Annotated in this window: 7 protein-coding genes; all 7 read left to right on the forward strand. The window is 63.6% G+C overall.

From position 1 onward, the window contains the following. Positions 1–162: 162 nt before the first annotated feature. The 7 genes from rpoB (at position 163) to fusA (ending at position 13,742) form a co-directional block, all read left to right on the forward strand. Positions 163–4,308: a DNA-directed RNA polymerase subunit beta gene (rpoB, locus tag KO490_RS05735; RefSeq protein ID WP_216018426.1), complete on the forward strand. Its 4,146-nt coding sequence runs from the start codon at positions 163–165 to the stop codon at positions 4,306–4,308. A 52-nt stretch (positions 4,309–4,360) separates the two neighbouring features. Then, positions 4,361–8,599: a DNA-directed RNA polymerase subunit beta' gene (gene rpoC, locus KO490_RS05740; RefSeq protein WP_216018427.1), complete on the forward strand. Its 4,239-nt coding sequence runs from the start codon at positions 4,361–4,363 to the stop codon at positions 8,597–8,599. 135 nt (positions 8,600–8,734) lie between these two features. After that, entirely contained in the window at positions 8,735–9,673 is a 939-nt protein-coding gene (locus tag KO490_RS05745; RefSeq protein WP_216018428.1) for a DMT family transporter, read from the forward strand. Further along, positions 9,673–10,497 (forward strand): putative rhamnosyl transferase, encoded by an 825-nt coding sequence (locus tag KO490_RS05750; protein ID WP_216018429.1) that lies wholly within the window; start codon positions 9,673–9,675, stop codon positions 10,495–10,497. Before KO490_RS05745 ends, KO490_RS05750 begins: the two co-directional genes overlap by 1 nt. 248 nt (positions 10,498–10,745) lie before the next feature. Then, positions 10,746–11,117, forward strand: coding sequence for a 30S ribosomal protein S12 (gene rpsL / locus KO490_RS05755; RefSeq protein WP_022705687.1), 372 nt, complete (start codon positions 10,746–10,748; stop codon positions 11,115–11,117). A gap of 12 nt (positions 11,118–11,129) precedes the next feature. Next, positions 11,130–11,600 (forward strand): 30S ribosomal protein S7, encoded by a 471-nt coding sequence (gene rpsG / locus KO490_RS05760; RefSeq protein WP_216018430.1) that lies wholly within the window; start codon positions 11,130–11,132, stop codon positions 11,598–11,600. A gap of 18 nt (positions 11,601–11,618) precedes the next feature. Beyond that, positions 11,619–13,742 carry an elongation factor G gene (gene fusA / locus KO490_RS05765; protein ID WP_216018431.1) on the forward strand — a complete coding sequence of 708 codons (2,124 nt, stop codon included), beginning with the start codon at positions 11,619–11,621 and terminating at the stop codon, positions 13,740–13,742. The last annotated feature ends 82 nt before the right edge of the window (positions 13,743–13,824 follow it).

Consider the following 13,824-nt stretch of genomic DNA (forward strand, 5'->3'; position numbering starts at 1 on the left):
AAGGGCGGTTCGGTGATAGGACCTTCCTTCAGGGCATGTTCGAGGCTCGGGAGCCGTGCGGTGGGACGCATGGCACGAATGGAGCCTCACCCCTGCATTCGTAGGCCCGTTCCGGGGGCCCCGACCCGGAACGCGCGCGAAGACGAAAGGTGACAAGACCCCATGGCGCATTCCTATGTCGGTCAGAAGCGCGTCCGGCGCTATTACGGCAATATCCGCGAAGTCCTCGAGATGCCGAACCTCATCGAGGTTCAGAAATCCTCGTACGACCTGTTCCTGCGTTCGGGCGACAGCAGCGCGCACCAGGACGGTGAGGGCATCCAGGGCGTTTTCCAGTCCGTCTTCCCGATCAAGGATTTCAACGAGACCGCGGTTCTCGAATTCGTCAAGTACGAGCTCGAGCGCCCGAAATACGACGTGGACGAGTGCCAGCAGCGCGACATGACCTTCGCAGCCCCGCTGAAGGTCACGCTGCGTCTGATCGTGTTCGATGTCGACGAGAATACCGGCGCGAAATCGGTCAAGGACATCAAGGAACAGGACGTCTTCATGGGCGACATGCCCCTGATGACCCAGCACGGCACGTTCATCGTGAACGGCACCGAGCGCGTGGTCGTCAGCCAGATGCACCGTTCGCCGGGCGTGTTCTTCGACCATGACCGCGGCAAGACCCATTCCTCGGGCAAGCTGCTGTTCGCATGCCGCATCATCCCCTATCGCGGCAGCTGGCTGGACTTCGAGTTCGACGCCAAGGACCTGGTCTTCGCGCGCATCGACCGCCGCCGGAAACTGCCGGTGACGACGCTGCTCTATGCGCTCGGCATGGATCAGGAAGGCATCATGGACGCCTTCTACCAGACCGTGGATTACAGCCTGCGCCGCGACGGGCGCGAGCAGGGCTGGGTCACGCGCTTCTTCCCCGAACGGGTTCGTGGCACCCGTCCGGCATACGACCTGGTGAATGCCGACACGGGCGAGGTCATCACCAAGGCGGGTGACAAGGTGACCCCGCGCCTGGTGAAGCAGCTGAGCGAGGCGGGCGAGCAGGTGAACCTGCTGCTGCCCTTCGAGCGCATCATCGGCCGCTTCGTCGCCAAGGACATCATCAACGAGGAAACCGGCTTCATCTATGCCGAGGCCGGCGACGAGATCACCGCCGAATACGCCAAGGACGGCGAGCTGAACGGTGGCCTGCTGAAGGTTCTGCTGGACAACGGCATCGACGAGGTGCCGGTGCTGGACATCGACCACGTCAATGTCGGCCCCTACATCCGCAATACCATGGCTGCCGACAAGAACATGGGCCGCGAACAGGCGCTGATGGACATCTATCGCGTCATGCGTCCGGGCGAGCCGCCCACGGTCGAGGCCGCCTCGACCCTGTTCAACAGCCTGTTCTTCGACGCCGAGCGTTACGACCTGTCGGCCGTCGGTCGCGTGAAGATGAACATGCGTCTGAACCTGGATGCGCCGGACACGCAGCGCACGCTGCGCCACGAGGATATCGTGGCCTGTATCCGCGGCCTCGTGGAACTGCGCGACGGCAAGGGCGAGATCGACGATATCGACCACCTGGGCAACCGTCGCGTTCGTTCCGTGGGCGAACTGATGGAGAACCAGTATCGCGTCGGCCTGCTGCGCATGGAGCGTGCCATCCGCGAGCGCATGTCCGGCGTCGAGATCGACACCGTCATGCCGCAGGACCTGATCAACGCGAAGCCTGCCGCTGCCGCCGTGCGCGAATTCTTCGGTTCCAGCCAGCTGTCGCAGTTCATGGACCAGACCAACCCGCTGTCGGAAGTGACGCACAAGCGTCGTCTTTCGGCGCTCGGGCCGGGCGGTCTGACGCGTGAACGCGCGGGCTTCGAGGTTCGCGACGTTCATCCGACGCATTACGGCCGGATGTGCCCGATCGAAACGCCGGAAGGTCAGAACATCGGTCTGATCAACAGCCTGGCGACCTTCGCGCGGGTGAACAAGTACGGCTTCATCGAAACCCCCTATCGCAAGGTGGTCGAGGGTCAGGTGACGGACGACGTGGTCTACATGTCGGCCACCGAGGAGATGCGGCACACGGTCGCCCAGGCGAACGCGACGCTGGATGCCGACGGCAACTTCGTCGACGAGCTGATCAGCACCCGCCAGGCCGGCGACTTCATGCTGAACCCGGTCGATGCCGTCGATCTGATCGACGTTTCGCCCAAGCAGCTGGTCTCGGTCGCGGCCGCACTGATCCCGTTCCTTGAAAACGACGACGCCAACCGCGCCCTGATGGGTTCGAACATGCAGCGTCAGGCCGTGCCGCTTCTGCGCGCCGAGGCTCCCTTCGTGGGCACCGGCATGGAAGCGACCGTGGCCCGCGATTCCGGGGCCGCCATCATGGCGCGTCGCGGCGGCATCATCGACCAGGTCGATGCGCAGCGTATCGTGGTCCGCGTCTCGGAAGGTCTGGAAGCGGGCGATGCCGGTGTGGACATCTATCGTCTGCGCAAGTTCAAGCGTTCGAACCAGTCCTCGACCATCAACCAGCGTCCGCTGGTCAAGGTGGGCGAGAAGGTCGTGTCGAACCAGGTCATCGCCGACGGTCCTTCGACCGATCAGGGCGAACTGGCCATCGGCCGGAACGTGGTCGTCGCGTTCATGCCCTGGAACGGCTACAACTACGAGGACTCGATCCTGATCTCCGAGCGGATCCACCGCGACGACGTGTTCACCTCGATCCATATCGACGAATACGAGGTCGCGGCCCGCGACACCAAGCTGGGGCCGGAAGAGATCACGCGCGACATCCCGAACGTGGGCGAAGAAGCCCTGCGCAACCTGGATGAAGCGGGCATCGTTTATATCGGCGCCGAATGCGGTCCGGGTGACATCCTGGTCGGCAAGATCACGCCCAAGGGCGAAAGCCCGATGACGCCGGAAGAGAAGCTTCTGCGCGCCATCTTCGGCGAAAAGGCATCGGATGTGCGCGACACCTCGCTGCGTCTGCCGCCGGGTGCCTATGGCACGATCGTCGAGGTGCGCGTCTTCAACCGCCACGGCGTCGAGAAGGACGAACGCGCGCTGCAGATCGAGCGCGAGGAAGTCGAACGTCTGGCACGCGACCGCGACGACGAGCAGGCGATCCTGGATCGCAACATCTATGCCCGTCTGAAGACGCTGATCATGGGCAAGACCGCCGTGAAGGGTCCGAAGGGCGTCAAGGCGAACAGCGAGATCAACGACGATCTGCTGGGCACCCTGTCGCGCGGCCAGTGGTGGCAGCTTGCCGTCAGCGACGAGGCGACCGCCAAGGAAGTCGAAGCGCTGAACCATCAGTACGATGCGCAGCGCAAGGCCCTGGAAGCCCGCTTCGAGGACAAGGTCGAGAAGGTCCGCCAGGGCGACGACCTGCCGCCGGGCGTGATGAAGATGGTCAAGGTGTTCGTGGCCGTGAAGCGCAAGCTTCAGGCTGGCGACAAGATGGCCGGACGTCACGGCAACAAGGGCGTCGTGTCCAAGGTCGTTCCGATGGAGGACATGCCGTTCCTTGCGGACGGGACTCCGGTCGACCTGGTGCTGAACCCTCTGGGCGTGCCGTCGCGCATGAATGTCGGTCAGATCCTCGAGACCCATATGGGTTGGGCCGCACGCGGTCTGGGCCTGAAGATCGACGAGGCACTGGAAGATTATCGCCGCAACGGCGACATGACCCCGGTCCGCGAAGCGATGCGCATCGGCTATGGCGACGAGCTCTATGCCGAGCAGTTCGAAGCTCTGGACGACGAGACCCTGCGCGAGCATGCCGACACGGTCCGCACCGGTGTTCCCATCGCCACGCCCGTCTTCGACGGCGCGAAAGAGGCCGATGTGAACGACGCGCTGGCGCGTGCGGGCTTCGACAGCTCGGGTCAGTCGGTGGTGTTCGATGGCCGCACGGGTGAACAGTTTGCCCGGAAGGTCACCGTCGGGATGAAGTACATCCTGAAGCTGCACCACCTTGTCGACGACAAGATGCACGCCCGTTCGACCGGTCCGTACAGCCTGGTCACGCAGCAGCCCCTGGGTGGTAAGGCCCAGTTCGGCGGCCAGCGTCTGGGCGAGATGGAGGTCTGGGCCCTGGAAGCCTATGGCGCCGCCTACACCCTGCAGGAGATGCTGACGGTGAAGTCGGACGACGTGGCGGGCCGGACCAAGGTCTACGAGTCGATCGTCAAGGGCGAGGACAACTTCGAAGCCGGCGTGCCGGAATCGTTCAACGTGCTGGTCAAGGAGGTCCGGGGTCTGGGCCTCAACATGGAACTCCTGGATGCGGAGGAAGAGGAGTGAGGGCCGCGGCCCTCTCCTCCACCACTCCCGCGCCCTTCATCAGGATTGAAAAATGAACCAGGAACTTGCCACCAATCCGCTGAACCCGCTGGCCCAGCCGCGGCAGTTCGACGAAATCAAGATCTCGCTGGCCTCGCCCGAAGAAATTCTGGCCTGGTCCTTCGGCGAGGTGAAGAAGCCCGAAACCATCAACTACCGCACGTTCAAGCCGGAACGTGACGGCCTGTTCTGCGCGCGCATCTTCGGTCCGATCAAGGACTACGAATGCCTGTGCGGCAAATACAAGCGCATGAAGTATCGCGGCCTCGTCTGCGAGAAATGCGGCGTCGAGGTCACGCTGCAGAAGGTCCGCCGCGAGCGCATGGGCCATATCGAGCTGGCCGCGCCCGTCGCGCATATCTGGTTCCTGAAGTCGCTGCCCTCGCGCATCGGCCTGATGCTGGACATGACGCTGCGCGATCTGGAACGCATTCTCTATTTCGAGAACTACGTCGTGATCGAGCCGGGTCTGACCGACCTGACCTATGGCCAGCTGATGAGCGAGGAGGAATTCCTCGACGCGCAGGACAATTACGGGGCGGACGCCTTCAGCGCCGATATCGGCGCCGAGGCCATCCGTGCGATGCTGGCCAATATCGATCTGGCCGCGACCGCCGAGCAGCTGCGCGAGGATCTGAAGGAAGCCACGGGCGAACTGAAGCCCAAGAAGATCATCAAGCGCCTGAAGATCGTCGAGAGCTTCCTGGAATCGGGCAACCGTCCCGAATGGATGATCATGACCGTGATCCCGGTCATCCCGCCGGAACTGCGCCCGCTGGTTCCGCTGGACGGTGGCCGTTTCGCGACCTCGGATCTGAACGATCTGTATCGCCGCGTGATCAACCGGAACAACCGTCTGAAGCGCCTGATCGAGCTGCGCGCGCCCGACATCATCGTCCGCAACGAAAAGCGGATGCTTCAGGAATCGGTCGATGCGCTGTTCGACAACGGCCGTCGCGGCCGCGTCATCACGGGTAACAACCGTCGCCCGCTGAAGTCGCTGTCGGACATGCTGAAGGGCAAGCAGGGCCGCTTCCGCCAGAACCTTCTGGGCAAGCGTGTCGACTTCTCGGGTCGTTCGGTCATCGTGACCGGCCCCGAGCTGAAGCTGCACCAGTGCGGCCTGCCCAAGAAGATGGCGCTCGAACTGTTCAAGCCGTTCATCTATTCGCGTCTTGAAGCGAAGGGCCTGTCCAGCACCGTCAAGCAGGCGAAGAAGCTGGTCGAAAAGGAACGCCCCGAGGTCTGGGACATCCTGGACGAGGTGATCCGCGAGCACCCGGTCCTGCTGAACCGTGCGCCCACGCTGCACCGTCTGGGCATCCAGGCGTTCGAACCCGTCCTGATCGAAGGCAAGGCGATCCAGCTGCATCCGCTGGTCTGCTCGGCCTTCAACGCCGACTTCGACGGCGACCAGATGGCCGTGCACGTTCCGCTGTCGCTGGAAGCGCAGCTGGAAGCGCGCGTCCTGATGATGTCGACGAACAACGTCCTGTCGCCCGCCAACGGCGCGCCGATCATCGTTCCGTCGCAGGACATGGTCCTGGGTCTCTACTACACCTCGATGCAGCGTGACGGCATGAAGGGCGAGGGCATGGCCTTCGCGAACATCGAGGAGGTCGAGCACGCCCTTGCCGCAGGCGAGGTGCATCTGCACGCCAAGATCACCGCGCGGATCAAGCAGATCGACCAGAACGGCAACGAGGTGCTTCAGCGCTTCGAGACCACGCCCGGTCGTCTGCGCCTGGGTGCGCTGCTGCCGCTGAACGCCAAGGCTCCGTTCGAGCTGGTGAACCGCCTGCTGCGCAAGAAGGACATCCAGAACGTCATCGACACCGTCTACCGCTATTGCGGTCAGAAGGAATCGGTCATCTTCTGCGACCAGATCATGGGTCTGGGCTTCCGCGAGGCATTCCGCGCCGGCATCAGCTTCGGCAAGAACGACATGGTGGTTCCCGACAACAAGTGGACCATCGTCGAGGAAGTCCAGGATCAGGTGAAGGAGTTCGAGCAGCAGTATCTCGACGGTCTGATCACCCAAGGCGAGAAGTACAACAAGGTCGTGGACGCCTGGTCGAAATGCAACGACCGCGTGACCGAGGCCATGATGTCCACCATCTCGGCCACCAAGTACGACGAGAACGGTGCCGAGCAGGAACCCAACAGCGTCTACATGATGGCGCATTCGGGTGCTCGTGGTTCGACCAACCAGATGAAGCAGCTGGGCGGCATGCGCGGCCTGATGGCCAAGCCGAACGGCGAGATCATCGAGACGCCGATCATCTCGAACTTCAAGGAAGGTCTGACCGTTCTCGAGTACTTCAACTCGACCCACGGCGCCCGTAAGGGTCTGTCGGACACGGCACTGAAGACCGCGAACTCGGGCTATCTGACCCGTCGCCTGGTCGACGTGGCGCAGGACTGCATCATCCGCGAGCATGATTGCGGGACCGAGAACTCGATCACCGCGTCGGCAGCCGTCAACGACGGCGAGGTCATCGCCCCCCTGTCCGAGCGTGTTCTGGGCCGTACCGCGGCCGAGGACGTGCTGGTTCCGGGTTCGGACGAGATCATCATCCGCGCGGGCGAGGTGGTCGACGAACGCCGCGCCGACGAGATCGAGAAGGCGGGCGTCCAGTCCATGCGGATCCGTTCGGCCCTGACCTGCGAATCTGAGGATGGCGTCTGCGCGCTCTGCTATGGTCGCGACCTTGCACGCGGCACGCTGGTCAATATCGGCGAGGCTGTCGGCATCATCGCCGCGCAGTCGATCGGTGAACCGGGCACGCAGCTGACGATGCGGACCTTCCACATCGGCGGCATCGCGCAGGGTGGTCAGCAGTCCTTCCAGGCGGCCTCGCACGAGGGCACGATCCAGTTCCGCAACGCCTCGATCCTGGAAAACGCCAATGGCGAACAGGTGGTCATGTCGCGGAACATGCAGCTGCTGGTCCTCGACGACCAGGGGCAGGAACGCGCCAGCCACAAGCTGTTCTACGGCTCGAAGCTGTTCGTGAAGGAAGGTGACCGGGTCATTCGCGGCGCCAAGCTGTTCGAATGGGATCCCTATACCCTGCCGATCATCGCCGAGAAGGCCGGTACCGCGAAATTCGTCGACCTGATGTCGGGGATCTCGGTCCGCGACGAGACCGACGATGCGACCGGCATGACCCAGAAGATCGTGACGGACTGGCGGTCGGCGCCCAAGGGCAACGACCTCAAGCCCGAGATCATCATCATGGACGCCAACGGCGAACCGGTGCGCAACGACCAGGGCAACCCGGTCAGCTATCCGATGTCGGTGGACGCCATCCTGTCGGTCGAGGACGGCCAGGAGATCAAGGCAGGCGACGTGGTTGCCCGTATTCCGCGCGAAGGCGCCAAGACCAAGGACATCACAGGGGGTCTTCCCCGCGTGGCGGAACTGTTCGAGGCCCGTCGCCCGAAGGATCACGCCATCATCGCGGAAATCGATGGTTACGTGCGCTTCGGCAAGGACTACAAGAACAAGCGTCGCATCGCGATCGAGCCTTCGGAAGAGGGTGGCAGCCCGGTCGAGTACATGGTGCCCAAGGGCAAGCACATCCCGGTGCAGGAAGGCGACTTCGTGCAGCGTGGCGAGTACATCATGGACGGCAACCCGGCGCCGCATGACATCCTGCGCATCATGGGGATCGAGGCCCTGGCCGACTACCTCATCGACGAGGTGCAGGACGTCTATCGACTGCAGGGCGTGAAGATCAACGACAAGCACATCGAGGTGATCGTTCGCCAGATGCTGCAGAAGATCGAGATCCTCGACAGCGGCGACACGACGCTGCTGAAGGGCGAGCATGTCGAGCGCGACGAGTTCGAGGCCGAGAACACCAAGATCGAAGCTAAGGGGGGCCGTCCGGCCCAGGGCGAGCCGGTGCTGCTGGGCATCACCAAGGCGTCGCTGCAGACCCGCAGCTTCATCTCGGCGGCATCGTTCCAGGAAACGACGCGGGTCCTGACCGAGGCTTCGGTCCAGGGCAAGCGCGACAAGCTGGTCGGCCTGAAGGAAAACGTCATCGTGGGTCGTCTGATCCCGGCAGGCACGGGTGGCGCAACCGCCCGCGTCAAGCGCATCGCGACCGAGCGCGACAATGTCGTGATCGAGGCGCGCCGCGCCGAGGCCGAGGCCGCCGCCGCCCTGAGCGCGCCGTCCGAGACCGAGATGCAGCCCACCGGCTTCGCGGCCGAGGCGCCCGAGAACAACCGCGACGAGTGATCGTCCGGACATGAGAAGCGCGAAGGCCCGGCTGCCAAGCCGGGCCTTCGTCATTTCTGCAGGTCCTGCAAGGCAAGGCTTGCCGCACGGGTCCGTGATCGCCTAAGCCTGCGGGGATCATGAAGAAGGTGCCCGATGCGAACTCCGTTGATGTCCCCGATCCGGCGTGTCCGGCCCGCCTCGGTCACGCCCGAGCCGCTGCAGCCGGGGGACAACCTGCGCGGGGCAGGGCTGATGATCCTGTCGATGATGGGCTTCACCTGCAACGATGCGATCATCAAGTTCGTGACGCAGGACCTTCCGCTCTATCAGGTGATGACGCTGAGGGGGCTCAGCGTGATGATGTTCCTGGTCTTCGTCACCCGCGCGCAGGGCGGTCTGCGGCTGCGGCTGCCTGCGGATGCGCGCTGGCCCATGGTGCTGCGGCTGCTGGGCGAGGTCGGATCGACGCTTCTGTTCCTCAATGCGCTGACGCGCATGGCCATCGCGGACCTGACCGCCGTGATGCAGTCGCTGCCGCTGGTGGTGATGCTGGGTGCGGCGCTGTTCTTCAACGAGACGCTTGGCTGGCGGCGGCTGTCTGCCGTGGGCGTGGGCCTGCTGGGCGTGCTGGTGATCCTGCGTCCGGGCAGCGGGACATTCGGCATCTGGGCGCTTGTCGCGCTTGGGGCAATGCTGATGGTAGCGCTGCGCGATCTGTCCACGCGGCGCTTCCGGCGCGACGTCACGTCGGGGACCATCGCCTTCTATGCGGCGGTCACGGTGACGGTCACGGGCTTCGTTCTCAGCATGGGGCAGGGCTGGGTGATGCCCGGCCCGGGACAGATCGCGCTGATCCTTGTCGGGGCGGGTTTCCTGACCGTGGGCTATGTCTGCGGCGTGGCCGCCATGCGCGTCGGAGAGATCTCGGCCGTGACGCCGTTCCGCTATACCTCGCTTCTGATCGCGATCGTGATCGGTTTCGTCCTCTTCGGTGATTTTCCCGACATGTGGACCTGGATCGGGGCGGCGCTTGTCGTCGGCGCCGGGATCTATACCATCTGGCGAGAGGCGAAACTGGGACGGCGTCGCTGATGCGGGTGCAAATGCTGGGCCTGTGCCGCTTCTCCTATCTGGGGATGCGCGGCTTTCAGGTCGAACATGACACGATCGAGGAGAGGCGGGCCTATCTCTATGATCCGGCGCGGCTGGAGCGTCGTTGGCAATGGTTCACCGAATTCGCGTTGCCGGGATGGCGCGCCCAGACCGATCCCGATTTCACGCTGGTGGTGATGACCGGCCCCGACCTGCCCGAGCCATGGCTGTCACGGCTGCGCAAGCTCTGCGCCGAAATCCCCCAGCTGCGCCTGTCGCTGGTCCCGCCGATGGAGTTCCATCTGCCCGCCTGCCGACAGGCCGTCGCGCCGCATCTGGACCCGGAGGCCGAGGTGATCGGCCATTTCCGCCATGATGACGACGACGCGGTCGCCATCGACTATATCGAGGCCGCCCGCACAGATTTCGCGAAGATCCGCGAATTGTGGAGGTCCGAGCAGCGGCTCTCGGTGGATTACGGGCGCGGCCTGATGATGCGGACGGGGGCCGAGGGGGCGGAGTTCACGCCCCGGATCTGTCACAACATGGGCGTCGCGCTGACCGTCTTTCTGCCCCCCGAGGCACCAGAGACGGCGCTGCATTACGACCATTCGAAGCTGCCGCGCTGGATGTCGGGCGTGTCGCTGAACCGCACCCCCATGTTCATCCGCTCGATCCACCGGGACAGCGACAGCGGGTCGGTCGGTCCGGGGCAGCCATGGGACCATGATCCGACCGGCACGAACCGGCTGTTGCGCGAGCGTTTCGGGCTGCAGCGGGGGCGGATCGACCGGCTGGTGCGGCGGATGTCGCAGGGGTCGTGAACCCTGCATATGTTGACAGCAACACGCTTTGCCCCTATAGCCCCGACACCCGGCAGCCTTCCATGCCGGGAACCAGAACCGACATGGTCACGATCCGGGCCCGAAAATGCCCCGATCCTCTGGAATAATGCCCGTCAGCCCGTTATGGGCCGGACGGGCTTGGTATTTTGCGATTCGCGCAAAGTGCCGTCGAGAAGCGGCGCAACCGGAATGGTTGCGAGTATTGACAGAGCAAGACGGGGAACCGAATGCCTACGATCCAACAGCTGATCCGCAAACCGCGGCAGCCGAAAGTGCAGCGCTCGAAGTCGCAGCACCTTCAGGGCTGCCCGCAGAAGCGCGGCGTCTGCACGCGCGTCTACACCACGACGCCGAAGAAACCGAACTCCGCTATGCGTAAGGTCGCCAAGGTGCGCCTGACGAATGGCTTCGAGGTCATCTCCTACATCCCGGGCGAAAAGCACAACCTGCAGGAACACAGCGTCGTGCTGATCCGCGGCGGCCGTGTGAAAGACCTTCCGGGTGTCCGTTACCACATCCTCCGCGGTGTGCTGGACACCCAGGGCGTCAAAGATCGTCGTCAGCGTCGTTCGAAATACGGCGCGAAGCGTCCGAAGTAAGGAGAGGCATCAATGTCCCGTCGTCACGCCGCTGAAAAGCGCGAAGTCCTGCCCGACGCCAAATTTGGCGATCGCGTGCTGACCAAATTCATGAACAACCTGATGGTTGACGGCAAGAAATCGACCGCCGAGCGCATCGTCTACAACGCGCTGGAGCGCGTCGAGACCCGCCTCAAGCGCGAGCCGATCGAAGTCTTCCACGAAGCCCTCGACAACGTGAAGCCTTCGGTCGAAGTGCGTTCGCGTCGCGTCGGTGGTGCGACCTACCAGGTCCCGGTCGAGGTTCGCCCGACCCGTCGCGAAGCCCTGGCGATCCGCTGGCTGATCACCGCGGCGAAGAACCGCAACGAGAACACGATGGAAGAGCGTCTTGCGGGCGAGCTGGCCGACGCGGTCAACGGCCGCGGCACTGCCGTCAAGAAGCGCGAAGACACGCACAAGATGGCAGACGCGAACAAGGCGTTCAGCCACTACCGCTGGTAAGGTAAAAGGATCCAGACCATGGCACGCGATTATCCGCTGCAGCGTTACCGTAACTTCGGCATCATGGCCCACATCGATGCCGGCAAGACGACGACGACCGAGCGTATCCTCTTCTACACCGGCAAGTCGCACAAGATCGGCGAAGTCCATGACGGCGCCGCGACCATGGACTGGATGGAGCAGGAGCAGGAGCGCGGCATCACGATCACGTCTGCCGCGACCACCACGTTCTGGCAGCGCCAGGAAGATCCGACTGCCGATGGCACGTCGGACACGAAGTACCGCTTCAACATCATCGACACCCCGGGTCACGTGGACTTCACCATCGAGGTGGAACGTTCGCTGGCCGTTCTGGATGGCGCGATCTGCCTCCTGGACGCAAACGCCGGTGTCGAGCCGCAGACCGAGACCGTCTGGCGCCAGGCCGACCGTTACCAGGTTCCGCGGATCGTGTTCGTCAACAAGATGGACAAGATCGGCGCCGACTTCTTCAACTGCGTGAAGATGATCAAGGACCGCACCGGCGGCACCCCGTGCCCGATCGCATTCCCGATCGGCGCCGAGGACAAGCTGGAAGGCATCGTCGACCTGATCAAGATGGAAGAATGGGTCTGGATCGGTGAGGATCTGGGCGCGAGCTGGGTTCGCCAGCCGATCCGCGACGAGCTGAAGGACCTGGCTGACGAATGGCGCGCCAACATGGTCGAGCTTGCCGTCGAGCAGGACGACGACGCCATGGAAGCCTATCTGGAGGGCAACGAGCCCGACGAGGCGACCCTGCGTTCGCTGATCCGCAAGGGCACGCTGTCGCTGTCGTTCTTCCCGGTCACCGCCGGTTCCGCGTTCAAGAACAAGGGCGTTCAGCCCCTGCTGAACTCGGTCATCGACTTCCTGCCCGCGCCGATCGACGTTCCGGTCCTCAAGGGCTTCTCGCCCGACGACGAGACCGAAACCCGCAATATCGAGCGTCCGGCCGACGATGCGGCACCGTTCTCGGCGCTGGCGTTCAAGATCATGAACGACCCCTTCGTCGGTTCGCTGACCTTCAGCCGCATCTACTCGGGCGTGCTGCGCAAGGGTGATTCGATCATCAACTCGACCAAGGGCAAGCGCGAGCGCATCGGTCGCATGATGATGATGCACTCGATCAGCCGCGAGGAGATCGACGAGGCATTCGCAGGCGACATCATCGCGCTGGCCGGTCTGAAAGAGACCACCACCGGTGACACGCTCTGTGACGCGTCCAAGCAGGTCGTGCTGGAAACCATGACCTTCCCCGATCCGGTCATCGAGATCGCGGTCGAGCCCAAGTCGAAGGCCGACCAGGAGAAGATGGGCCTGGCCCTTCAGCGCCTGGCAGCCGAAGATCCGTCCTTCCGCGTCGAGACCGACCTGGAATCGGGTCAGACGATCATGAAGGGCATGGGCGAACTTCACCTCGACATCCTGGTCGACCGCATGAAGCGCGAGTTCAAGGTCGAGGCGAATATCGGTGCGCCGCAGGTGGCCTACCGCGAAACCATCTCGACCGAAGCCGAGATCGACTACACGCACAAGAAGCAGACCGGTGGTACCGGCCAGTTCGCGCGCGTGAAGATGGTCATCACGCCCACCGAGCCGGGCGAAGGCTACTCGTTCGAGACGAAGATCGTCGGCGGTGCCGTTCCGAAGGAATACATCCCGGGCGTCGAGAAGGGCATCAAGTCGGTCATGGATTCCGGTCCGCTGGCAGGCTTCCCCGTCATCGATTTCAAGGTCGCGCTGATCGACGGTGCGTTCCATGACGTCGACTCGTCGGTCCTGGCCTTCGAGATCGCCTCGCGCGCTGCCATGCGCGAAGGTCTTCGCAAGGCCGGCGCCAAGCTGCTGGAACCGATCATGAAGGTCGAAGTCGTGACGCCGGAAGAATATACCGGTTCGATCATCGGCGACCTGACCAGCCGTCGCGGCATGGTCCGCGGCCAGGACAGCCGTGGCAACGCAAACGTCATCGACGCTTTCGTTCCGCTGGCGAACATGTTCGGTTACATCAACAACCTTCGCTCGATGTCTTCGGGCCGGGCCGTGTTCTCGATGCAGTTCGACCACTATGAAGCTGTGCCGCAGAACATCTCGGACGAGATCCAGAAGAAATACGCCTGATATGGCGTGGCGGGGCATGTGCCCCGCCCGTCCTGCATCATTTGACTTGAGGAGCCCTGCGCAATGGCAAAGGCAAAGTTTG

It is taken from the genome of Paracoccus sp. C2R09 (assembly GCF_018860625.1).
In the GTDB taxonomy this organism is placed as follows: Bacteria; Pseudomonadota; Alphaproteobacteria; order Rhodobacterales; family Rhodobacteraceae; genus Paracoccus.